The 23,705-nt window shown below is 58.7% G+C and carries 20 protein-coding genes and 1 pseudogene; 10 read left to right on the top strand and 11 right to left on the bottom strand.

Annotated features, from left to right (window positions below):
• Positions 1-25: 25 nt before the first annotated feature.
• From QYH43_RS11585 to sdhC, 4 genes are read right to left on the bottom strand one after another with little or no spacing between them, the layout of a single operon-like run.
• The gene (locus QYH43_RS11585; protein WP_008063297.1) at positions 26-730 is read right to left on the bottom strand and encodes a succinate dehydrogenase iron-sulfur subunit; all 705 of its coding nucleotides are present in this window, start codon (positions 728-730) and stop codon (positions 26-28) included.
• An 11-nt stretch (positions 731-741) separates the two neighbouring features.
• Positions 742-2,514 carry a succinate dehydrogenase flavoprotein subunit gene (gene sdhA / locus QYH43_RS11580; protein WP_095060807.1) on the bottom strand — a complete coding sequence of 591 codons (1,773 nt, stop codon included), beginning with the start codon at positions 2,512-2,514 and terminating at the stop codon, positions 742-744.
• A gap of 3 nt (positions 2,515-2,517) precedes the next feature.
• Complete coding sequence (gene sdhD / locus QYH43_RS11575) at positions 2,518-2,886, bottom strand: succinate dehydrogenase, hydrophobic membrane anchor protein (protein ID WP_053156804.1); 369 nt, start codon at positions 2,884-2,886, stop codon at positions 2,518-2,520.
• The gene (sdhC, locus tag QYH43_RS11570) at positions 2,880-3,254 is read right to left on the bottom strand and encodes a succinate dehydrogenase, cytochrome b556 subunit (RefSeq protein WP_032829628.1); all 375 of its coding nucleotides are present in this window, start codon (positions 3,252-3,254) and stop codon (positions 2,880-2,882) included. Before sdhC ends, sdhD begins: the two co-directional genes overlap by 7 nt.
• A gap of 364 nt (positions 3,255-3,618) precedes the next feature.
• Between sdhC and gltA the strand changes: the two genes are divergently transcribed.
• Positions 3,619-4,908 carry a citrate synthase gene (gene gltA / locus QYH43_RS11565; RefSeq protein WP_095060805.1) on the top strand — a complete coding sequence of 430 codons (1,290 nt, stop codon included), beginning with the start codon at positions 3,619-3,621 and terminating at the stop codon, positions 4,906-4,908.
• 1,098 nt (positions 4,909-6,006) lie between these two features.
• Here the strand turns inward: gltA and QYH43_RS11560 are convergent.
• The 3 genes from QYH43_RS11560 to QYH43_RS11550 form a co-directional block, all read right to left on the bottom strand.
• Entirely contained in the window at positions 6,007-7,665 is a 1,659-nt protein-coding gene (locus tag QYH43_RS11560) for a cation acetate symporter (protein ID WP_095060803.1), read from the bottom strand.
• Positions 7,662-7,973: a DUF485 domain-containing protein gene (locus QYH43_RS11555; protein ID WP_095060801.1), complete on the bottom strand. Its 312-nt coding sequence runs from the start codon at positions 7,971-7,973 to the stop codon at positions 7,662-7,664. Before QYH43_RS11555 ends, QYH43_RS11560 begins: the two co-directional genes overlap by 4 nt.
• A gap of 284 nt (positions 7,974-8,257) precedes the next feature.
• Complete coding sequence (locus QYH43_RS11550; protein WP_301157081.1) at positions 8,258-9,109, bottom strand: glycine betaine ABC transporter substrate-binding protein; 852 nt, start codon at positions 9,107-9,109, stop codon at positions 8,258-8,260.
• Positions 9,110-9,396: 287 nt separating this feature from the next.
• On the opposite strand from QYH43_RS11550, the gene QYH43_RS11545 reads away from it, so the two are divergent.
• The gene (locus QYH43_RS11545) at positions 9,397-10,992 is read left to right on the top strand and encodes a beta (1-6) glucans synthase (RefSeq protein ID WP_301157080.1); all 1,596 of its coding nucleotides are present in this window, start codon (positions 9,397-9,399) and stop codon (positions 10,990-10,992) included.
• Positions 10,993-11,118: 126 nt separating this feature from the next.
• On the opposite strand, the gene QYH43_RS11540 is transcribed toward QYH43_RS11545, so the two are convergent.
• Positions 11,119-11,487, bottom strand: coding sequence for a hypothetical protein (locus QYH43_RS11540; protein WP_301157079.1), 369 nt, complete (start codon positions 11,485-11,487; stop codon positions 11,119-11,121).
• A gap of 225 nt (positions 11,488-11,712) precedes the next feature.
• On the opposite strand from QYH43_RS11540, the gene QYH43_RS11535 reads away from it, so the two are divergent.
• Both QYH43_RS11535 and QYH43_RS11530 read left to right on the top strand, forming a co-directional pair.
• Positions 11,713-13,011: a serine/threonine protein kinase gene (locus QYH43_RS11535; protein ID WP_095060794.1), complete on the top strand. Its 1,299-nt coding sequence runs from the start codon at positions 11,713-11,715 to the stop codon at positions 13,009-13,011.
• Complete coding sequence (locus QYH43_RS11530) at positions 13,004-13,792, top strand: VacJ family lipoprotein (RefSeq protein ID WP_095060792.1); 789 nt, start codon at positions 13,004-13,006, stop codon at positions 13,790-13,792. The genes QYH43_RS11535 and QYH43_RS11530 overlap by 8 nt, the downstream gene beginning before the upstream one ends.
• A 60-nt stretch (positions 13,793-13,852) precedes the next feature.
• Here QYH43_RS11530 and QYH43_RS11525 read toward each other — a convergent pair.
• Positions 13,853-14,766, bottom strand: a pseudogene (locus tag QYH43_RS11525) (DUF808 domain-containing protein).
• A 134-nt stretch (positions 14,767-14,900) separates the two neighbouring features.
• Between QYH43_RS11525 and QYH43_RS11520 the strand changes: the two are divergent.
• On the top strand, positions 14,901-15,506 hold the full coding sequence (locus QYH43_RS11520) for a TetR/AcrR family transcriptional regulator (protein WP_095060787.1): 606 nt from the start codon (positions 14,901-14,903) through the stop codon (positions 15,504-15,506).
• 113 nt (positions 15,507-15,619) lie between these two features.
• On the opposite strand, the gene QYH43_RS11515 is transcribed toward QYH43_RS11520, so the two are convergent.
• Positions 15,620-16,078 (bottom strand): transposase, encoded by a 459-nt coding sequence (locus tag QYH43_RS11515; RefSeq protein WP_301157078.1) that lies wholly within the window; start codon positions 16,076-16,078, stop codon positions 15,620-15,622.
• A gap of 198 nt (positions 16,079-16,276) precedes the next feature.
• The gene (locus tag QYH43_RS11510; RefSeq protein WP_301157077.1) at positions 16,277-16,717 is read right to left on the bottom strand and encodes a heme-binding protein; all 441 of its coding nucleotides are present in this window, start codon (positions 16,715-16,717) and stop codon (positions 16,277-16,279) included.
• 268 nt (positions 16,718-16,985) lie between these two features.
• Between QYH43_RS11510 and gcl the strand changes: the two genes are divergently transcribed.
• The 5 genes from gcl (at position 16,986) to pyk (ending at position 23,555) form a co-directional block, all read left to right on the top strand.
• Positions 16,986-18,761 carry a glyoxylate carboligase gene (gene gcl / locus QYH43_RS11505; RefSeq protein ID WP_095061633.1) on the top strand — a complete coding sequence of 592 codons (1,776 nt, stop codon included), beginning with the start codon at positions 16,986-16,988 and terminating at the stop codon, positions 18,759-18,761.
• Positions 18,762-18,897: 136 nt separating this feature from the next.
• Positions 18,898-19,680, top strand: a complete 783-nt coding sequence (gene hyi, locus QYH43_RS11500; RefSeq protein ID WP_301157076.1) for a hydroxypyruvate isomerase — start codon at positions 18,898-18,900, stop codon at positions 19,678-19,680.
• A gap of 123 nt (positions 19,681-19,803) precedes the next feature.
• Complete coding sequence (locus tag QYH43_RS11495) at positions 19,804-20,691, top strand: 2-hydroxy-3-oxopropionate reductase (RefSeq protein WP_095061637.1); 888 nt, start codon at positions 19,804-19,806, stop codon at positions 20,689-20,691.
• Positions 20,692-20,868: 177 nt separating this feature from the next.
• Complete coding sequence (locus QYH43_RS11490) at positions 20,869-22,143, top strand: glycerate kinase (RefSeq protein WP_301157075.1); 1,275 nt, start codon at positions 20,869-20,871, stop codon at positions 22,141-22,143.
• Positions 22,140-23,555, top strand: coding sequence for a pyruvate kinase (gene pyk / locus QYH43_RS11485; RefSeq protein WP_301157074.1), 1,416 nt, complete (start codon positions 22,140-22,142; stop codon positions 23,553-23,555). The genes QYH43_RS11490 and pyk overlap by 4 nt, the downstream gene beginning before the upstream one ends.
• Positions 23,556-23,705 lie beyond the last annotated feature (150 nt).

The following is a 23,705-nucleotide window of genomic DNA, read 5'->3' as shown; positions in this document are numbered from 1 at the left end:
GGGTACAACGGATACAGCAGCTGAATCACACGCCGCTAGACAGCAACATGTTACGGATGTGACCGATGGCCTTAGTCGGGTTCAGGCCTTTCGGACATACGTTGACGCAGTTCATGATCCCGCGGCAGCGGAATACGCTGAACGGGTCATCCAGCGAAGCCAGACGCTCGGACGTCTTGGTGTCACGGCTGTCTGCCAGGAAGCGATACGCTTGCAGCAGAGCAGCTGGACCCAGGAATTTGTCCGGGTTCCACCAGAAGGACGGGCAAGAGGTCGAGCAGCAAGCGCACAGGATGCACTCGTACAGACCGTCGAGCTTTTCACGCTCTTCAGGGGACTGCAGACGCTCGATGGCCGGAGCCGGCGTGTCGTTCTGCAGGTATGGCTTAACCTTCTCGTATTGCTTGTAGAAGATGCTCATATCGACGACCAGGTCACGGATAACCGGCAAACCTGGCAGAGGACGAACGATCAACTTGTTACCTTTTACGACAGCAGACAGCGGCGTGACGCAGGCCAGGCCGTTCTTGCCGTTGATGTTCATGCCGTCGGAACCGCAAACGCCTTCACGGCAAGAGCGACGATAGGAGAAACCTTCGTCCTGCTCTTTGATCAGGGCCAGCACGTCCAGCACCATCAGGTCTTTACCACCGGTATCAACCTGGAATTCCTGCATGAACGGCGCGGCGTCCTGATCAGGGTTGTAACGATAAACGCTGACTTGCAACATGGCGGCCACCCTTAATAAGTCCGAATCTTAGGTTCAAAAGTCGGAACAGTCTTCGGCGAGAAGTTCACGGCACGCTTGGTCACGCGCTTGTCACCCGGGAAGTACAGGGTGTGGCACAGCCAGTTTTCATCGTCACGATCTTCGAAGTCTTCACGGGCGTGAGCGCCGCGGGACTCTTTACGTACTTCGGCAGCGATGGCGGTAGCTTCGGCTACTTCCAGCAGGTTCTGCAGCTCAAGTGCTTCGATACGTGCAGTGTTGAACGCCTGCGACTTATCGTTGATCTTGACGTTGGCGATGCGCTTGCGCAGGTCCGCCAGCTGGGCAATACCCTTCTGCATGTATTCGCCAGTACGGAATACACCGAAGTAGTTCTGCATGCAGTTTTGCAGCTCGCGACGCAGGGTTGCCACGTCTTCGCCTTCGGTACGGCTGTTCAGAGCGTTCAAGCGCGACAGGGCAGCTTCGATATCGGCTTCGGTAGCGTCGTCGTATTCGATGCCATCGGTCAGTGCTTTTTCCAGGTGCAGGCCGGCAGCGCGGCCGAATACCACCAGGTCGAGCAGCGAGTTGCCGCCCAGACGGTTGGCACCGTGAACCGATACGCAAGCCACTTCACCCACTGCGAACAGGCCAGGGATGATTTCGTCGACGCCTTCGCCGTTCTGGGTGATCGCCTGACCATGAATGTTGGTGGCAACGCCGCCCATCATATAGTGGCAGGTCGGAACAACCGGAACCGGTGCAACAACCGGGTCAACGTGTGCGAAAGTCTTCGACAGTTCGCAGATGCCTGGCAGACGGCTGTGCAGCACTTCCTCGCCCAGGTGGTCGAGTTTGAGCATTACGTGGTCGCCATTCGGACCGCAACCGTTGCCGGCGATGATTTCTTTAACCATCGAGCGAGCAACAACGTCACGACCGGCAAGGTCTTTCGCGTTCGGAGCATAACGCTCCATGAAACGCTCGCCGTGCTTGTTGATCAGGTATCCACCTTCACCACGGCAACCTTCGGTAACCAGTACACCAGCGCCGGCGATGCCGGTCGGGTGGAACTGCCACATTTCGATGTCTTGCACTGGGACGCCGGCACGCAGCGCCATACCAACGCCGTCACCGGTGTTGATCAGGGCGTTGGTGGTCGAAGCGTAGATACGACCTGCACCGCCGGTAGCCAGTACGGTGGCCTTGGCACGGATGTAGGTGGTTTCGCCGGTTTCGATGCAGATGGCGATCACGCCGACGAACTCGCCTTCGCTGTTCTTCACCAGATCGACAGCGTAGTACTCGTTCAGGAACACGGTACCGGCTTTCAGGTTGCCCTGATAAAGGGTGTGCAGCAGAGCGTGACCGGTACGGTCGGACGCAGCGCAAGTACGCGCAGCCTGGCCGCCTTTACCGTAGTCCTTGGACTGACCGCCGAATGGACGCTGGTAGATACGACCTTGCTCGGTACGCGAGAACGGCATACCCATGTGGTCCAGCTCGTAAACGGCAGCCGGGCCTTCCTGACACATGTATTCGATAGCGTCCTGGTCACCGATGTAGTCGGAACCCTTGACGGTATCGTACATGTGCCAGCGCCAGTCATCGTTCGGGTCAGCGGACGCGATGGCACAGGTGATGCCGCCCTGGGCGGAAACAGTGTGCGAACGGGTCGGGAAAACCTTGGTGATCACGGCAGTCTTGTGACCACCCTGTGCCAGTTGCAGCGCTGCGCGCATGCCGGCACCGCCACCACCAATAATGATGGCGTCGAAAGAAATCGTTGGAATGTTAGCCATGAATCAGATACCCCAGAGAATCTGCACGCCCCAGACGAAGTAAGCGAACATCGCAACGCCGCAGACTGCCTGGAAAAGGAAACGTATAGCCGTCGCGGACTTGCCGAACGCCATTGGCGTCAGGTAGTCGGTCGCGATGGTCCACATGCCGACCCAGGCGTGAGCGCCGAGGGCAACAAGGGCCAGGAGGCTGAAGATACGCATCCCGTTGTGGGCGAACAGTTCATGCCACTGGGCGTAATCGATGCCAGGGTTGGCCGCGATGTATCCGATCAGGAAGATGAAGTAAGCCGCGAGAACGACCGCAGACACACGTTGCGCCATCCAGTCATAGAGGCCCGAACGCGAGAGGTTCGTGACGTTAGTTACCATATCCAAACTCCTGCCAGAACGATTACCACCACGGAAACGGCGATAACGATTTTCGAGCCCAGTTTGCCGCCTTCCAGCGTCTCACCGATGCCCATGTCCATGATCAAGTGGCGCACACCGGCTACCAAGTGATAAAGCAGAGCGGACAGGATGCCCCATGTCACTAGCTTGGCTAGCGGACTGGTCAGACACGCTTTCACCTGACCGAAGCCTTCCTCGGAGCTCAGCGACTTGTCCAATGCATAAAGCATGATGGCAAGGCACACGAAGAGGATGACACCGGAGATTCGGTGAAGGATGGACGTGTAAGCAGTGACTGGGAGTTTGATGGTCCTTAGGTCTAGGTTTACAGGTCGTTGGCTTTTCACGGCTTTTTTTTCACACTGAAGAGCCCCTAACAATCAGGGCAAAGTTGTTGGGGAGTGCACTGGTCAGGTAACCACCACCCAGGGATGCGACCCCCAATGAAAGCAAGCCCAAAAGCCCTTGGCGGTCGGTGGCCGAGTATAGACAGTTAGGCTACTAATGACAACGCAATCACCTAACCCAAACAGCTGATTGCGCAACTGACATAAAAGGCGTAAATGGCAGCCAATTTCGAGAAAAATGTCTGGTTAAAGCCTTTGGGAGCAAGACTTTAGGCAAATTGACATTCGAATTTATCTCACTATAGTGGTGCGGGCCCTGCGTGGGGGGTCTGTCTGATGATTTCAAGCATAAATAGGAGGCCACATGGCTGACAAAAAAGCGCAGTTGATCATCGAGGGCGCAGCCCCCGTCGAGCTGCCCATTTTAACCGGCACCGTTGGTCCCGATGTTATCGATGTTCGGGGTCTGACGGCCACGGGCCGCTTCACCTTTGACCCAGGTTTCATGTCGACCGCTTCGTGCGAGTCGAAGATCACCTATATTGATGGTGACAACGGCATTCTGCTGCACCGCGGCTACCCGATCGAACAGCTGGCTGAAAAGTCGGACTATCTGGAAACCTGCTACCTGCTGCTCAATGGCGAACTGCCGACCGCAGAACAGAAGGCCCAGTTCGTCAGCACCGTGAAGAACCACACCATGGTTCACGAGCAGCTGAAGACCTTCTTCAACGGCTTCCGTCGCGACGCCCACCCGATGGCCGTCATGTGCGGCGTAGTTGGCGCCCTCTCGGCCTTCTACCACGACTCCCTGGACATCAATAACCCGCAGCATCGCGAAATTTCCGCGATCCGCCTGGTTGCCAAGATGCCTACCCTGGCAGCGATGGTTTACAAGTACTCCATGGGCCAACCCATGATGTACCCGCGCAACGACCTGTCGTACGCGGAAAACTTCCTGCACATGATGTTCAACACCCCGTGCGAGATCAAACCGATCAGCCCGGTACTCGCCAAGGCCATGGACCGGATCTTCATCCTCCACGCCGACCACGAGCAGAACGCTTCGACCTCCACCGTCCGTCTGGCTGGCTCTTCGGGTGCCAACCCGTTCGCCTGTATCGCCGCCGGTATCGCTGCACTGTGGGGCCCTGCCCACGGCGGTGCCAACGAAGCCGTACTGACCATGCTCGATGAAATCGGCGATGTTTCGAACATCGACAAGTTCATCGCCAAGGCCAAGGACAAGAACGATCCGTTCAAACTGATGGGCTTCGGTCATCGCGTTTACAAAAACCGCGACCCGCGCGCCACCGTGATGAAGAAGACCTGCGACGAAGTGTTGAAGGAACTGGGCATCCAGAACGATCCGCAACTCGAACTGGCCATGCGCCTGGAAGAGATCGCCCTGACCGACCCGTACTTCATCGAACGTTCGCTGTACCCGAACGTCGACTTCTACTCGGGGATCATCCTCAAGGCGATCGGCATTCCAACCAGCATGTTCACCGTGATCTTCGCCCTGGCGCGGACCGTCGGCTGGATCTCCCACTGGAAAGAAATGCTCTCCAGCCCGTACAAGATTGGCCGTCCGCGTCAGTTGTACACCGGCTACGAGTCGCGTGATATCTCCAAGCTGGAAGACCGCAAGTAAGATCTGTCTTGCTGTAGCGTGTTGAGTTGCACCGGGAACGGCCTCTGCTTTTTATATAAAGAGCAGGAGGCCGTTTTTGTTTGTGCGCCTTTTTGATGGTGTACATATCCGTTTCTGCGGTTACGGCCACTATTGGTTCCGCCCTTACGGCGGGTCACTTTGGAAAAGCCCCAAAGTAACCAAAGGGCTCTTGCCCCTGACATTCGGTGCCTCGCCGCGGCTCGGCATTCCCTCGCTCCGGTCCTGCTCCGTGGGCCCGCCGCCATCGGCCATCCATGGCCGGGGGCGGCTAAACCGGCATCCATGCCGGCTTGCCCACTGCGCAGAACCTCCTCTCGGCCTCACGAGGGGGCGTACACCGCAAAAGCGCCCGAGGCGGCCTACCGGCCGGCCTGGTTCTGATGTGTACGCGCTCTCCCTGTAGGAGCTGTCGAGTGCAACGAGGCTGCGATCTTTTGACTCTGTTTTTTTAAAGGCAAGATCAAAAGATCGCAGCCTTCGGCAGCTCCTACGGAGTGATACATCCGCGAAATCAGGCCGGCAGGCAGGCCGCCATCGCTGGCAAGCCAGCTCCTACAATGGATCAGCGTACACCCACGCTCTTCACCACTCATCAGGCCGAGCGTTAGCTCGCCTTCCGCTTTTGATCCACCCGCCCCCTCGGGAGGCTGAGTGGAGGTGTTTATCCGGGGATTGGCGCACAGCGCCGTTCGACGCAATCGAGCTCATTGCATGTAGGTCGAAGCGAAGCCGACCGGAGGGCAATGCCCCCGGATGAATACCGGAGCGAAGGAACGCCGAGCCTTAGCGAGGGGCCGTACGTAAGGGGCGAGACCTTTTGGTTCCTTTTGGGGCGTTTGCCAAAAGGGACTCGCCGTAAGGGCGAAACCATAAGCCGCCGTCACCTGAATAACGGATATGTACCCAATCAACCAAGAACCTGGTCGGCCCGAAGGCCGCCATCGCTGGCAAGCCAGCTCCTACAGTAAATCGGCAACATCCAAAAATTCCGGCCGATTACCGCCCAATAAAAAAATGCCCCGATCTCTCGACCGGGGCATTCCATTCAACACATCTTAAACAGTCAAACCCAAACCCTTAGTGCGAAACAGCCCCACTCGCGCCCAGGCCAGTCTGCGAACGAACAAACTGCGGGAAGAACAGCGCCCGCTCATTGTCAGCCGCGGTCGACTTGTCAGTAATCGAGAAGAACCAGATCCCGACAAAGGCAATCAGCATCGAGAACAGCGCCGGGTACTCATACGGGAAGATAGCCTTCTCGTGATGCAGGATCTGCACCCAGATGGTCGGACCAAGCACCATCAGGCCTACAGCACTGATCAGGCCCATCCAGCCGCCGATCATCGCACCGCGGGTGGTCAGCTTCTTCCAGTACATGGAAAGCAGTAGGACCGGGAAGTTGCAGCTCGCCGCAATGGAGAACGCCAGGCCCACCATGAACGCAATGTTCTGGCTCTCGAACAGGATACCCAGACCAATTGCCAGCACCGCCAGCGCGATGGTGGTGATCTTCGAGACGCGGATCTCATCCTTCTCGTTGGCTTTGCCTTTCTTGATCACGCTGGCGTACAGGTCGTGGGACACCGCCGAAGCACCGGCCAGGGTCAGACCGGCAACCACTGCCAGAATGGTCGCGAACGCTACCGCCGAGATGAAGCCCAGGAAGATACTGCCGCCTACCGCGTTAGCCAGGTGCACCGCCGCCATGTTGTTGCCGCCCAACAGCGCGCCAGCAGCATCTTTAAAGGCCGGGTTGGTGCTGACCAGCAGGATCGCGCCGAAGCCGATGATGAAGGTCAGGATGTAGAAGTAGCCGATGAAGCCGGTTGCGTACAACACGCTCTTGCGAGCTTCTTTAGCGTCACTCACGGTGAAGAAGCGCATCAGGATGTGTGGCAGGCCAGCGGTACCGAACATCAAGGCCAGACCGAGGGAGAACGCCGAGATCGGATCTTTCACCAGGCCGCCCGGGCTCATGATCGCTTCAGCTTTCGGGTGAACCTTGATCGCTTCGGAGAACAGCATGTTGAAGTCGAAGTTGACGTGCTTCATCACCATCAGCGCCATGAACGAAGCGCCGGACAGCAACAGAACCGCCTTGATGATCTGCACCCAGGTGGTCGCCAGCATGCCGCCGAACAACACGTACATGCACATCAGGATACCGACCAGGATCACTGCAACGTGGTAGTCGAGACCGAACAGCAGCTGAATCAGCTTGCCGGCACCCACCATTTGCGCGATCAGGTAGAACGCCACCACCACCAGCGAGCCGCACGCGGACAGCGAGCGAATCTGGGTTTGGCCCAGGCGATAGGACGCCACGTCGGCAAAGGTGTACTTGCCCAGGTTACGCAAGCGCTCGGCGATCAGGAACAGAATGATCGGCCAGCCCACCAGGAAGCCGATCGAGTAGATCAGGCCGTCGTAGCCGGAGGTGAACACCAGCGCGGAAATACCCAGGAAGGATGCTGCCGACATGTAGTCACCGGCAATCGCCAGACCGTTCTGGAAACCAGTGATCTTGCCGCCAGCGGCGTAGTAGTCAGAGGCCGAGTTGTTTTTCTTGGACGCCCAGTAAGTGATGCACAAGGTTGCGCCGACGAACGCCACGAACATAAGGATCGCGGCGACGTTCAGCGGTTGTTTCTGCACGGCGCCGGTCAGGGCGTCAGCCGCCCAGGCGCCCGGTGCGAAGGCTGCGATGCTCAACAGAGCCATTAGACGCCGGATCATTGCTGAGCCTCCTTGAGAATCGCATTGTTCAGGTCGTCGAACTCGCCGTTGGCGCGTTTTACATAGATGCCGGTCAGGATGAAGGCCGAGAGAATCAGGCCGACACCGATCGGAATGCCCCAGGTTATCGATGACTCAGGGCTGATTTTCGCCCCCAGTACATGCGGCCCGTAAGCAATCAAAAGGATGAATCCGGAGTAAAGCCCTAGCATGATCGCTGAAAGAATCCAGGCGAATCGTTCCCTCTTGCTAACCAGCTCCTTGAAGCGCGGGCTGTTTTGAATCGAGAGGTAAATGCTGTCGTTCATTGTTTTTATCCTCGCAGCACAGATTAAGTTGGAACGGTATCCACTCTATGCGGCTGCGGGGCAGGTTCCAGACGACCTTAGTCTTAGAACGCCATGACATATCTGCCAATTGCAGGAACGAGCTTGCTCGCGATGAATTTGGAGGCACCGAGTTTTTCCCGGCGGCACGCGTTAACGTTCACGCCCATCGCGAGCAAGCTCGCTCCTACAGAAAAGAAAAAGGGCCACTAGGCATAGAATGCCCAGCGACCCTGGAAGAGACTGACCTGAAGCATCAACTCAGATTATTTAATCCAGTCAGCCACACGCTCCGGGTGTTTAGCGACCCAGTCCTTCGCCGCCGCTTCAGGTTTGGTGCCATCCTGGATCGCCAGCATGACCTCGCCGATTTCGTCTTTCGACGCCCACTGGAAGTGCTTCAGGAACTTGGCCACTTCCGGCGCTTTGGTTGCCAGCTCTTTGCTGCCGATGCTGTTGACGGTTTCAGCAGCGCCATACACGCCTTTCGGGTCTTCCAGGAAACGCAGTTTCCACTTGGCGAACATCCAGTGCGGCACCCAACCGGTCACGGCGATGGATTCGTTTTTCTTCTCGGCGCGCGTCAGCTCGGCAATCATGCCGGCGCCGGAACTGGCCTTGAGTTGATAACCGGTCAGATCGTAATCCTTGATCGCCTGTTCGGTCTTGAGCATTACGCCTGAACCGGCGTCGATACCCACGATGCGGTTCTTGAAGGTGTCATCGGTTTTCAGATCGCCGACTGTCTTGGCTTTCACATACTCCGGTACGATCAAACCGATTTTCGCGTCTTTGAAGTTGGGGCCGTAATCGACAACCTGATCCTTGTTCTTGGTCCAGTAGTCACCGTGCGTCACTGGCAACCAGGCCGACAACATGGCGTCGAGTTTGCCGGTCGCCACGCCTTGCCACATGATCCCGGTGGCGACGGCTTGCAGCTTCACGTCATAACCGAGTTTCTGCTTGATCACTTCGGCGGCCACGTGAGTGGTCGCAACGCTGTCGGACCAGCCGTCAACATAACCGATGCTCAGGGTCTTGCTCTCGGCATTGGCGAATGTGGAGCCAACCGCAAGTACCAGAGCGGCACTCGCGCCTAAAAGTCGTCGCATCTTCATCGTTACTTCCCCGAAAGTGCTGCGCTCGACGGGTGCCGAGCCGCGTCAACGTATTGTTATGGTGCACAGCGCCTCCATCACGCCTCACCGCAAACTCGCTCCAACATCAGCGGAGTACTGACACAGCGATCATCAACCTCACGCTCTTGGCGACCTGCTCTGCCAGCGACCTCAATCCATCGAGAAACGACATCAGAAAGCCATTAACCCTGAGCGCGACAAACACTGCGGCCAATCCGCCCGAACTTTGCATGTCAAAATCATGCAGGCCACCAAGCGCGCGATAAATGCAGGTAACATGCGCCGCTTTGCTCCCACACGGCCTGACCATGTCCGCGACTTCCCGCTTCCCTTTTGCTGCTTATTTTTTCGCTTGTCTGCTGGGGCTGTTTGCGCTCTGCGGCTTTTGGTACGGGCTCGGTAAACCGGTGATTCTGCCGGACGTGGCCAGTGCCACGCACAAATTGCAATGCGCCTCCTACACCCCATTCGATAAAGATCAGTCGCCGTTCGATGTGCCGTTCAATCTGCGCCCGGAGCGCATGGACGCCGATCTTGCACTGCTGTCCAAAAGTTTCGAATGCATCCGCACCTACTCCATGACTGGCCTCGAAGCCCTGCCGGACCTGGCGCGCAAGCATGGCTTGAAGCTGATGATCGGCGCCTGGGTCAACAGCAATCCGGTGGACACGGAAAAAGAGGTCGATTTGCTGATCGCCTCGGCCAATGCCAACGCCGATGTGGTGAGCGCAGTGATCGTCGGCAACGAAGCCCTCCTGCGCAAGGAAGTTACCGGACCACAACTGGCCAAGCTGATCAACAAAGTCAAAAACCAGGTCAAACAACCTGTCACCTATGCCGACGTCTGGGAGTTCTGGCTCAAGCATCCGGAAATCGCCCCCGCCGTGGACTTCCTGACCATCCATTTGCTGCCCTACTGGGAAGACGATCCATCGAACATCGATGCCGCCCTGCAACATGTGGCCGAGGTACGCCAGGTGTTCGGCAACAGGTTCGCGCCCAAGGACGTGATGATTGGCGAAACCGGCTGGCCGAGTGAGGGCCGTCAGCGTGAAACCGCGCTGCCGAGCCGGGTTAACGAAGCCAAATTCATTCGCGGCTTTGTCACCCTGGCCGAGCAGCAAGGCTGGCATTACAACCTGATCGAAGCCTTCGACCAGCCGTGGAAACGCGCCAGCGAAGGTGCGGTCGGCGGTTACTGGGGATTGTTCGATGCTGACCGCCAGGACAAAGGAGTGCTGGCCGGGCCGGTGACGAACGTGCCGTACTGGTCGCAATGGCTGGTGGCGGGTGGTTTGATTTTCCTTGGCATTCTGCTTGTTGGCGGTCGGGTTCGCAGTACCCGTTCGGCACTGGTTCTTCCGTTGTTCGCCGCAGTCGCCGCCTGCTCGTTGGGCGCCTGGGGCGACCTGGCGCGGGTCACCACTCGTTTCAACAGTGAATGGCTATGGGTCGGCTTGCTGACCGTATTGAATCTGCTGATCATTGCCCACGCGGCGCTGACGCTGAGCTCACGCACCGGATGGCGTGAAAGCGCTTTCAACTTTTTGGAGCGCCACGCTGGATGGCTCGTCGCAGCTTCCGGTTTTGCAGCGGCAGTGATGATGCTGGAACTGGTGTTCGATCCGCGCTATCGCAGCTTCCCGAGCGTGGCGTTTATCGTGCCGGCACTCGTCTACCTGTGCCGCCCGGTGAGCGTGCCGCGTCGGGAGATTGCGCTGCTGACGTTCATTATTGGGGCCAGCATTGCACCGCAGTTGTTTCGTGAAGGGCTGCAGAATCAGCAGGCTTGGGGTTGGGCGCTGGTGAGTGTGTTGATGGTGGCTGCGTTGTGGCGGTGTTTGCGGGTTCGCAAGGCTTAAATTTGCAGCGCAGCTTGCGGCCCCATCGCGAGCAAGCTTGCTCCTACATTTGATTTTTGTCGCACGCCAATTTTGCGTTCGCTATAGATCTACTGCAGGAGCGAGCCTGCTCGCGATGGCAATCTATCAGGCGCTACGTGACGCCCGAACCAACCGCAACCCCGCAATCACCACCGCAAACACCGCCAACGTCGTGTTGTACAACGCCAGCGCAGGCAACCCACAAATCAGCGCCAGCACCGCCAGCCACCACCCTGCCCGACCCGGCACAACGAAGCCAACGATCGCAGCCGCCAATGCGGCCCAACCCAGGACGGCGAAGTGAATCATCAGGCCCAGGTTCGACCGTATCTGGCATTCCCAGCGGCTTGACTCATCAACGCAAATGCCCACCCACTGCGCATCTTCCATGAAGCCATAACGTGCGCCATAACTGGCGGCCAGCCAGACGGGCAGCAAAACAAGCAGCAGGATCACGGGCAGGCGGCGGGACATGAATTACTCCAATGGGTGAAAAACGGCGGCCAGCTTAATCGCCCTTATGCTATTCGCAAGCTATAACAACAGTTTGCTAGTCATTCAATCGCTGCAAAGTGTATCGTCCAGCTACTATTACTTCGAAATCAGGCGTGTTTGGTGCCGACGCTTGGCACTTAGGCGCAAATCCGGTGGTCATAGCCTGCGACATTCAATCGGCACCTTCTTCTAAGGGATCTAGTCATGCTCCGTTCCTTGCGCTTCGCCGCCCTGTTTGGCGGCCTTATTTTGAGTGCGTCCGCACTGGCGGTCGATATCGACGCCGCCAGTTATGGCTATCCCCTCACCAATCCGTTTGAAGCGACCATCGCGACAACACCACCGGACTTGCGCCCGGAACTGCCGCTGGACGATGACATCGACCAGTCGACACTCAGCGTCACCCTGCGCCCGGAGCGGGCCTTCGAGCTGCCGGCGAATTTCTGGCCGGTGACGAAACTCGAATACCGACTCGCCACGCAGGACCATGCCGCACCGTTGATTTTCCTGATCGCCGGCACTGGCGCGCGCTATGACAGCAGCCTGAACGAATACCTGAAGAAGCTTTACTACAAGGCCGGCTACCACGTGGTGCAATTGTCGTCGCCGACCAGCTTCGACTTCATCAGCTCCGCTTCACGCTTCGCCACGCCGGGCATCACCAAGGAAGATGCCGAAGACATGTATCGGGTGATGCAGGCCATACGGGCACAAAACCCGAATCTGCCGGTCACCGACTACTACCTGACCGGTTACAGCCTGGGTGCACTGGATGCTGCTTTTGTGGCGCACCTGGACGAAACCCGCCGCAGCTTCAACTTCAAGAAAGTCCTGCTGCTCAACCCGCCGGTGAACCTCTATACCTCGATCACCAACCTGGACAAGCTGGTGCAAACCGAGGTCAAAGGCATCAGTACTTCCACGACCTTCTATGAGCTGGTGCTGGACAAACTGACCCGCTACTTCCAGCAGAAGGGCTACATCGACCTCAACGATGCCCTGCTCTACGACTTCCAACAGTCCAAGCAGCATCTGAGCAATGAACAGATGGCCATGCTGATCGGCACATCGTTCCGCTTCTCCGCCGCCGATATCGCTTTTACCTCGGACCTGATCAACCGCCGCGGCCTGATCACGCCACCGAAGTTCCCGATCACCGAAGGCACCACCCTCACGCCGTTCTTCAAGCGTGCGCTGCAATGCGACTTCGATTGCTACATCACCGAACAGGTCATTCCGATGTGGCGCGCCCGCACCGACGGCGGCAGCCTGCTGCAATTGATCGACCAAGTCAGCTTGTATGCTCTGAAGGACTATCTGCGCGACAGCCCGAAAATTGCCGTCATGCACAACGCCGATGACGTGATTCTTGGACCAGGCGACCTGGGTTTCCTGCGCAAGACATTCGGCGACCGCTTGACCGTTTATCCGCTGGGCGGCCATTGCGGCAACCTTAACTACCGCGTCAACAGCGACGCCATGCTGGAGTTTTTCCGTGGCTAAATATCTCCTGCTTGTCACCGCGCTACTCTGTGCAGGCGTCGCCAATGCCGAAGACAGCAAAACCAACGCCCCCGTCGTGGTCGACAGTGACGGCTTCAAGGAACCGTTGAGTGAACTCAAGTTCAACCCGGGCCTGGATCAGCGCGAGTTCGAGCGTTCAACGCTCAATGCGCTGAACGTCTACGACCCGCTGGAAGAGTGGAACCGTCGTGTCTACCACTTCAACTATCGGTTCGACCAATGGGTGTTCCTGCCCGTAGTCAACGGCTATCGCTACGTCACCCCGAGCTTCTTGCGCACCGGTGTCAGCAACTTTTTCAATAACCTCGGCGATGTGCCGAACCTGTTGAACAGCTTGCTGCAGCTCAAGGGCCAGCGCTCGATGGAGACCACCGCGCGACTGTTGCTCAACACCACCATTGGCGTCGCCGGTCTGTGGGACCCGGCAACCGCCATGGGCTTGCCGCGCCAGAGCGAAGACTTCGGCCAGACCTTGGGTTTCTATGGCGTACCGGGCGGCGCTTACATCGTACTGCCGATCCTCGGCCCGTCGAACCTGCGGGACACCGGTGGGTTGCTGGTGGATTACACCGCAGACTCCGCGATCAACTTCCTCAATGTTCCCGAAGTCAGCTCCAACCATCCGGAAGTCTGGATCCTGCGCGGCATCGACAAGCGCTACCAGACCAGCTTCCGCTACGGTCAACTGAACTCACCGTTTGAGTATGACAAAGTGCGTTACGTGTACACCCAGGCGCGCAAGTTGCAGATTTCCGAGTAATTCCAACGGTAAAAAATGTGGGAGCGAGCCTGCTCGCTCCCACATTGTTATGTGCTGTCTTCAGCCTTTCAGCGCTTTCCAGATCTTGCCGACAACCATCACACCGGCCAACACCACCGCACCCGCCACAATTCCCGCCGCCGCATTCAGCAACATCGGTACGATAAACCCTGCACCGCCCGCCCCTGCGCTGACACTTTCAATCCAGTGATGCACCACAGGCACACCGTGGGTCAGGATGCCGCCGCCGACCAGGAACATCGCCGCCGTGCCAATCACCGACAGGCTTTTCATCATGTAAGGCGCCGCCCGCAGAATGGCACCGCCGATGCTTTTCGCCATTTGCCCGGGCTTTTGGGTCAGCCACAGGCCCAGATCATCGAGCTTGACGATGCCCGCCACCAGGCCATAGACGCCGACCGTCATGATGATTGCGATGCCCGAAAGCACGATCACTTGCTGGGTCAACGGCGCATCGGCCACGGTGCCGAGGGTGATGGCGATGATTTCCGCCGAAAGATGAAGTCGGTGCGCACGGCGCCTTTGATCTTGTCTTTCTCGAAGGCCACCAAGTCCGTGGCGGGATCGGCCACGGCTTCGACCAACTGCGCATGCTCGGCGGCATCCTCGGCCTTGCTGTGCAGAAACTTGTGGGCGATCTTCTCGAAACCCTCGAAGCACAGGTAAGCGCCACCAATCATCAGCAACGGGGTGACCGCCCACGGAACGAACGCACTGATCGCCAATGCCGAAGGCACCAGGATCAGTTTGTTGATGAACGACCCCTTGGCGACCGCCCAGACCACCGGGATCTCACGCTCGGCGCGCACGCCGCTGACTTGCTGGGCATTGAGCGCCAGGTCGTCGCCGAGCACGCCGGCAGTCTTCTTGGCGGCCATTTGAGTCATCAACGAAACGTCGTCCAGTACGGTGGCGATGTCGTCGATCAGCACCAATAAACTGCTTCCTGCCATGAGTCGGGTTTCCTTCTTGAATAAATGCGATGCAGCATAGCGCGGCGCAACAGGCTACGGTGCATTCTTGAGCGCCGCGCGAGCCCGGTGATACCATGCGCAACCGCCAGAACAGGCAAGGAACCACCGGCTTTATGAGCACAATCCGCGAGCGCAACAAACAACTGATCCTGCGTGCCGCCAGTGAAGAATTTGCCGACAAAGGCTTCGCTGCGACCAAAACCAGCGATATCGCAGCCAAGGCGGGATTGCCCAAGCCCAACGTCTACTACTATTTCAAATCCAAGGAAAACCTCTACCGCGAGGTCCTGGAAAGTATCATCGAGCCGATTCTCCAGGCTTCCACGCCTTTCAATCCGGACGGCGTACCCAGTGAAGTGCTCAGCGGCTACATCCGCTCGAAAATCCGTATCTCCCGCGACCTGCCCTTCGCCTCCAAGGTGTTCGCCAGCGAAATCATGCACGGTGCACCGCACCTGAGCAGCGACCTGGTCGAACAGCTCAACGGCCAGGCCCGACACAACATCGAGTGCATCCAGACCTGGATCGACCGCGGGCAAATCGCCCCCATCGACCCTAATCACCTGATGTTCAGCATCTGGGCCGCGACCCAGACCTACGCCGATTTCGACTGGCAAATCAGTGCCATCACCGGCAAGGCCAGGCTGGATGAAGAAGATTACGAAGCGGCGGCGCAGACGATTATCCGGTTGGTGTTGAAGGGGTGTGAGCCGGATTGATGGACCGCGGTGCCTTCAATCGCTAGCAGGCTAGCTCCCACACTGGATCTGTGGCGCTCATAAAACCCTTGTGGGAGCTAGCCTGCTAGCGATGAAGACAACTCGATATCAGCTCAAACCCAGATAGCATCCCACAGCGGGTAGGCGCCAAGTTTCTCAACCAGCCCGGCCCGCAAAGGATTGGCCACGACATATCGCGCTACCCTCACCAGATCTTCCTCTCGTCGCAGTGCCCGATCATGAAAGCCTTTCTGCCAGAGAGTGACCTTGCGGCCAGTAAACTGATTTACCGCTTTGGTGCTCATCGACTTGGTCTTCTGCATGAGGCCACACAATGATCCCTGCTGTAACTCAACCAGCCAATGAAAATGATCGGGCATGACAACCCAGGCCAATGAATTCGCCATGCCTTGATGCTGCGCATTTCTAAACTGATCCACGACCAAACGACCCAGGACAAAATTCTTGAATATCGGTTTTCGTCCAAACGTGTTGGTGGTCAATAGGTAAATTCGGTGGGTTTCAGCATAGCGACCGCGCCGTAGGCGATGTGAAGCAGGTGAATCAGGCATTCCTTTGCCTCCTCCATGAATTGATCATGAGAAGGCTAGTTCGGCTGATTCGATCGAGACGTACAGACTTTTGGCAGGATGTGTCTGGGAAACAGCAATCGCTAGCAGGCTAGCTCCCACAGTTGATCACCGATACTCAGATAATCCCCTGTGGGAGCCAGCCTGTTGGCGATAGCGGTAGATCAATCAATACAAAACTTAAGCCACAACCCCCGCATCCGCCTTCAACCCCAACGCCTCAATGGCAGTGATCGCACACTGTTCATCAACGTCGGACAAATCCCCACTGATCCCTACCGCCCCCAGCACAGTGCCTGCCTGATCGCGAATCAACACACCGCCCGGTGCCGGCACGACGCTGCCCTGCCCCAGGCTGTTCAACGCGGCAATAAACGCTGGACGCTGCTGTGCATCCAGTGCCAATAGGCGTGAGCCCTTGCCCAGCGCGATGGCGCCCCAGGCTTTGCCGATGGCGACTTGTGGGCGTATCAGGCTGGCGCCGTCTTCGCGTTGCAGGGAAATCAGATGCCCGCCGGCATCCAGTACTGCGACGGTCAAGGGAGCCGCGGAGATTGCACGCCCGGCGGTGATGGCCTCGTTGACCAGGTTGACTGCGACTTTCAAGGTTAAAGCGCTCATGGTGCCGTCCTCATTTTGTTTTTGGGAAAGTCGTGGGGCTGCGCCGTTGTGCCGCAGACCGATGCAACAAATAGAACACAATGAGTTATTTTTTTGTATACAATAATTCTCGAAAAGCGCCGCATGCGACGAAAAGCCACAGTAGAACGGGCTTCCGACGAATGAAACAAGCGCTTGAGAAAATGGATTGACCTGCGCCGTCCGCCGTGAATACACTCTGCGCAAAGCCACTTGTATACAATTACAAAACGTAAAGAGGCACAAAACCATGAGCAAAATGAGAGCAATCGAAGCCGCCGTTCTGGTGATGCGCCGTGAAGGGGTTGATACCGCTTTTGGCATCCCGGGTGCCGCCATCAACCCGCTGTACTCCGCCCTGCAAAAGGTCGGCGGCATCGATCACGTACTCGCTCGCCACGTTGAAGGCGCCTCGCACATGGCCGAGGGCTACACCCGCACCAAGGCCGGCAACATCGGCGTGTGCATCGGGACTTCCGGCCCTGCCGGTACCGACATGGTCACCGGGCTCTACAGCGCCTCGGCCGACTCGATTCCAATCCTCTGCATTACCGGCCAGGCACCCCGCGCCCGTATGCACAAGGAAGACTTCCAGGCTGTCGACATCACCACCATCGTCAAGCCAGTGACCAAGTGGGCAACCACCGTCATGGAACCGGGCCAGGTGCCTTACGCGTTCCAGAAAGCCTTTTATGAAATGCGCTCCGGCCGTCCAGGCCCGGTGCTGATCGACCTGCCGTTCGACGTGCAGATGGCCGAAATCGAATTCGACATCGATGCTTACCAGCCGCTGCCTTTGGCCAAGCCGAGCGCTAGCCGCGTTCAGGTTGAAAAAGCCTTGGCCATGCTGGATCAGGCCGAGCGTCCATTGCTGGTCGCCGGTGGTGGCATCATCAACGCCGATGCCAGCGATCTGCTGGTCGAGTTCGCTGAACTGACGGGCATCCCGGTCATCCCGACCCTGATGGGCTGGGGCACCATCCCGGACGATCACCCGCTGATGGTGGGCATGGTTGGCTTGCAGACTTCGCACCGCTACGGCAACGCGACCATGCTCAAATCCGACGTGGTTCTGGGTATCGGTAACCGTTGGGCCAACCGTCATACCGGTTCGGTCGATGTGTACACCGAAGGCCGCAAATTCATTCACGTCGACATTGAAGGCACTCAGATCGGCCGCGTGTTCACGCCGGACCTGGGTATCGTTTCCGACGCCGCTGCCGCACTGACCGTGTTCATCGAAGTCGCTCGCGAATGGCAAGCCGCCGGCAAACTCAAAAACCGCAGCGCCTGGCTGCAAGACTGCCAGCAGCGTAAAGCCAGCCTGCAGCGCAAGACTCACTTCGACAACGTGCCGGTGAAACCGCAGCGCGTTTACGAAGAGATGAACCAGGTGTTCGGCAAAGACACTTGCTACGTCAGCACCATCGGTCTGTCGCAGATTGCCGGCGCGCAGTTCCTGCACGTCTACAAGCCGCGTCACTGGATCAACTGCGGTCAGGCGGGCCCTCTGGGCTGGACCATTCCGGCAGCACTGGGTGTGGTCAAGGCTGATCCGAACCGTAAAGTCGTGGCCCTGTCGGGTGACTATGACTTCCAGTTCATGATCGAAGAATTGGCGGTGGGCGCGCAGTTCAAGCTGCCGTACATTCATGTTGTCGTGAACAACTCGTACCTGGGTCTGATCCGTCAGGCGCAGCGCGGTTTCGACATGGACTACTGCGTGCAGCTGTCCTTCGACAACCTGAACGCGCCGGAACTCAACGGCTACGGTGTGGACCACGTCGCAGTTGCCGAAGGCCTCGGCTGCAAGGCACTGCGTGTGTTCGAACCGTCCCAGATCCAGCCTGCCCTGCGCAAGGCTCAGGAACTGATCGAAGAGTTCAAGGTGCCGGTGATCGTCGAGATTATCCTGGAACGTGTGACCAACATTTCCATGGGTACCGAGATCAACGCCGTCAACGAATTCGAAGACCTGGCGCTCGTTGGCAACGACGCACCGACTGCGATTTCGTTGCTCGATTAATAGCTGCTCCTTCCCCCGTAGGAGCCGGCTTGCTGGCGATAGCGGTGTATCAATCGACATTGATATGACTGACTTAACGCCATCGCCAGCAAGCCGGCTCCTACAAGGGGGCCTTACATATTTACGGGAGACCACCATGCCGCGTTTCGCAGCCAACCTGTCCATGCTGTTCACTGAACAGGACTTTCTTGCCCGTTTCGAAGCGGCCGCCAAGGCCGGCTTCAGTGGTGTCGAGTACCTGTTCCCTTATGACTTCAGCTCTGCCGAAATCAAGGCCCAGCTCGACGCTCACGGCCTGACCCAAGTGCTGTTCAACCTGCCGGCCGGTGACTGGGCCAAGGGCGAGCGCGGTATCGCGTGCCTGCCGGACCGTATCGAAGAGTTCCGCGCCGGTGTCGACCTGGCCATCGCCTACGCAAAGGTGCTGGGCAATACGCAGATCAACTGCCTGGCCGGTATTCGTCCGCAGGGTTTTGACGATGCCACCGTCGAGAAAACCTTCGTCGACAACCTCAAGTTTGCGGCCGACAAGCTGCAAGCGGCAGGTATCAAGCTGGTGATGGAAGCGATCAACACGCGTGACATCCCGGGTTTCTACCTGAACAACACGGCGCAAGCCCTGTCGATTCGCGAGCAGGTCGGCAGCGCCAACCTGTTCCTGCAATACGACATCTATCACATGCAAATCATGGAAGGCGATCTGGCCCGCACTCTGCAATCGCATCTGGGCGAGATCAACCATGTACAGCTCGCGGACAACCCGGGGCGCAACGAACCAGGCACCGGTGAAATCAACTACCGCTTCCTGTTCGAACACCTGGACCGCATTGGTTACCAGGGTTGGGTCGGTTGCGAATACAAGCCGCTGACCACCACTGAAGCGGGCCTGGGCTGGTTGAAAACCCATAACGCGATCTGACACAAATCCCTGTAGGAGCCGGCTTGCCGGCGATGGCATCACCGCGGTGTATCAGACAGACCGTGTCGCCTGGATCGCCAGCAAGCCGGCTCCTAACAAAACAAATACAACGAGGATTTTCTCATGGCTAAAATCGGATTTATCGGCACCGGCATCATGGGCCACCCAATGGCGTTGAACCTGCAGAAAGCCGGTCACAGCCTGTTCCTGTCGGCGCACCACGATGCTGCGCCTGCCGATCTGGTCGCCGCTGGCGCCATTGCCCTGGCGAACCCGAAAGAAGTCGCCCAGGAAGCCGAATTCATCATCGTCATGGTGCCGGATACCCCGCAGGTCGATGACGTGCTGTTCCGTGCCGACGGCATCGCTGCTGGCGTAGGCAAAGGCAAAATCGTGATCGACATGAGCTCGATCTCGCCGACCGCCACCAAGGCGTTCGCTGCCAAAATCAACGAAAAAGGCGCTCAGTACCTCGACGCGCCAGTGTCCGGCGGTGAAGTCGGTGCCAAGGCTGCGACCCTGAGCATCATGGTCGGCGGCGATACCGATGCCTTCGAACGCGCTCTGCCGCTGTTCCAGGCCATGGGCAAGAACATCACTCTGGTCGGTGGCAATGGCGACGGTCAAACCGCGAAAGTCGCGAACCAGATCATCGTGGCGCTGAACATCCAGGCCGTGGCCGAAGCCCTGCTGTTCGCTTCGAAAAACGGTGCCGATCCAGCCAAGGTGCGTGAAGCACTGATGGGTGGTTTCGCGTCCTCGAAGATCCTTGAAGTGCACGGCGAGCGCATGATCAAAGGCACCTTCGACCCAGGCTTCCGCATCAGCCTGCACCAGAAGGACCTGAACCTGGCCCTGCAAGGTGCCAAAGAGCTGAACATCAACCTGCCGAACACTGCCAACACCCAACAGGTGTTCAGCACCTGCGCGGCCATCGGTGGCAGCAACTGGGACCACTCGGCACTGATCAAAGGCCTGGAACACATGGCGAACTTCTCGATTCGCAAGTAGGAGCAAGCTTGCTCGCGACAAAATCGCCTCGGTGTATCTGAAGCACCGAGGCGCCTGGATCGCTGGCAAGCCAGCTCCTACAGAGGCCGATGAAACCCTGTAGGCGCTGGCCTGCCAGCGATCCATTCAGCACTGCTCCAACGTCAATCCCAATAACAAGAATTCCGGGAGTCCGTCATGTCGGTCGATCCGCAACAATTGCTGCGCGAGCTGTTTGCCACAGCCATCGACGCGGCGCACCCGCAACAAGTTCTCGAAGCCCATTTGCCTGCCGACCGCAGCGGTCGCGTGATCGTCATTGGCGCCGGCAAAGCCGCAGCTGCCATGGCCCAAGTGGTCGAGCGCTGCTGGCAGGGTGAAGTGTCCGGCCTGGTGGTGACCCGTTATGGTCACGGCGCACCGTGCGAAAAAATCGAAGTGGTCGAAGCCGCTCACCCCGTTCCCGACGCAGCCGGTCTGGCCGTCGCCAAACGCGTGCTGGAACTGGTCAGTGACCTGAACGAAAGTGACCGCGTGATCTTCCTGCTTTCAGGCGGTGGCTCTGCCCTGCTGGCACTGCCGGCCGAAGGCATCACCCTGGCCGACAAGCAGTCCATCAACAAAGCCCTGCTCAAGTCCGGCGCGACCATCGGCGAGATGAACTGCGTGCGCAAGCACCTCTCGGCGATCAAGGGTGGCCGTCTGGGCAAAGCCTGCTGGCCTGCCACTGTTTATACCTATGCGATTTCCGATGTACCGGGCGACCTCGCCACGGTCATCGCCTCCGGCCCGACCGTGGCCGACCCAAGCACCTCTGCCGAAGCGCTGGCGATCCTCAAGCGCTACAACATCGAAGTGCCAGCCACCGTGCGCAACTGGCTGCAAAGCCCGGAATCGGAGACGGTCAAACCCGGCGATCCGAGTCTGGCGCGCAGCCACTTCCAGTTGATTGCCCGCCCACAGCAATCGCTTGAAGCCGCGGCGGTGAAGTGCCGTCAGGCCGGTTTCAGCCCGCTGATCCTCGGTGACCTGGAAGGCGAGTCGCGAGACGTGGCGAAAGTCCATGCCGGTATCGCGCGGCAGATCGTCCTGCACGGTCAACCGCTGGCCGCACCGTGCGTGATTCTCTCGGGCGGTGAAACCACCGTGACCGTGCGCGGCAATGGCCGTGGCGGGCGCAACGCCGAGTTCCTGCTGAGCCTGACCGACAGCCTCAAGGGCTTGCCCGGCGTCTACGCACTGGCTGGTGACACCGACGGCATCGACGGTTCCGAAGACAACGCTGGCGCCATCATGACCCCGGACAGCTACGCCCGCGCCGCCGCCCTCGGCCTGAGTGCCAGCGACGAGCTGGACAACAACAATGGCTACGGCTACTTCGAGGCGCTCGATGCACTGATCGTCACCGAGCCGACCCGCACCAACGTCAACGACTTCCGCGCCATTCTGATTCTCGAGAGCCAAAAATCATGACGCCTGATAAAAAGGTCAAAATCCTCGCTACCCTCGGCCCGGCCATCAACGGGGTCGACGACATCCGTGAGCTGGTGCAGGCCGGGGTGAACATCTTTCGCCTGAACTTCAGCCATGGTGACCACGCCGACCACGCCCTGCGTTATCAGTGGATCCGTGAAGTCGAACGTCAGCTGAATTATCCGCTGGGCATCCTGATGGACCTGCAAGGCCCGAAACTGCGGGTCGGCAAATTCGCCGAAGGCAAGGTGCAACTGGTGCGTGGCCAGGCCCTGCGCCTGGACCTGGATGCAACGCCTGGCGATGAGCGCCGGGTCAACCTGCCGCACCCGGAAATTATCGCCGCGCTGGAGCCAGGCATGGACCTGCTGCTGGACGACGGCAAGCTGCGCCTGCGCGTGGTCACGAAGTACGACGACGCCATCGACACCACCGTGCTCAACGGCGGCGAGTTGTCGGACCGCAAAGGCGTGAACGTGCCACAAGCGGTACTCGACCTCAGCCCGCTGACAGCCAAAGATCGCCGCGACTTGAGCTTTGGTCTGGAGCTCGGCGTGGACTGGGTGGCGCTGTCATTCGTGCAACGCCCGGACGACATTCGCGAAGCCCGTACGCTGATCGGCGACAAAGCCTTCCTGATGGCGAAAATCGAAAAGCCGTCGGCGGTGGAACAACTGCGCGAGATCGCCGAATTGAGCGACGCGATCATGGTCGCCCGTGGTGACCTGGGCGTGGAAGTGCCGGCCGAGAGCGTGCCGCAGATCCAGAAAAACATCATCAGCACCTGCCGCGAACTCGGCAAACCGGTGGTGGTCGCCACTCAGATGCTGGAGTCGATGCGCTTCTCTCCCGCGCCAACCCGCGCCGAGGTAACCGATGTGGCCAACGCCGTGGCCGAAGGTGCGGACGCGGTGATGCTGTCGGCAGAAACCGCGTCCGGCGAGTACCCGCTTGAAGCCGTGCAAATGATGAGCAAGATCATCCGTCAGGTCGAAAGCGGCCCGGATTATCAGGCTCAACTGGACGTCAGCCGGCCGAAAGCCGAGGCGACGGTTTCCGATGCGATCAGCTGCGCCATCCGCCGTATCAGCAACGTGCTGCCGGTGGCGGTGCTGGTGAACTACAGCGAATCGGGTACGTCCAGCCTGCGTGCGGCGCGGGAACGGCCAACGGTGCCGATCCTCAACCTGACGCCGAACCTGCAAACCGCGCGTCGCCTGACGGTGGCGTGGGGCGTGCACTCGGTGGTCAATGATCGTCTGCGCCAAGTGGATGAAGTGTGCTCGACAGCGCTGGAGATTGCCCAGGCCCAAGGCATGGCACAGCGCGGCGATACATTATTGATCACCGCCGGTGTGCCGTTTGGACAGCCGGGGTCGACTAACTCACTGCGCATCGAGACGTTGATCTAAGCATCAGAACTTGATGTGAGCGCTAACACTTGTGGCGAGGGGGCTTGCCCCCGTTCGACTGCGTAGCAGTCGTCGTTGGGCATGACGGGTTCCACAGAGAAACCGCATGTACCGATATCGGGGCCGCTTCGCGACCCAACGGGGCAAGCC

The sequence above is a fragment of the Pseudomonas sp. C32 genome (genome assembly GCF_030417915.1).
Classification (GTDB): domain Bacteria; phylum Pseudomonadota; class Gammaproteobacteria; order Pseudomonadales; family Pseudomonadaceae; genus Aquipseudomonas.
Note: the sequence above shows the minus strand (reverse complement) of the source record. Positions and strands in the feature narration are given on the sequence as shown.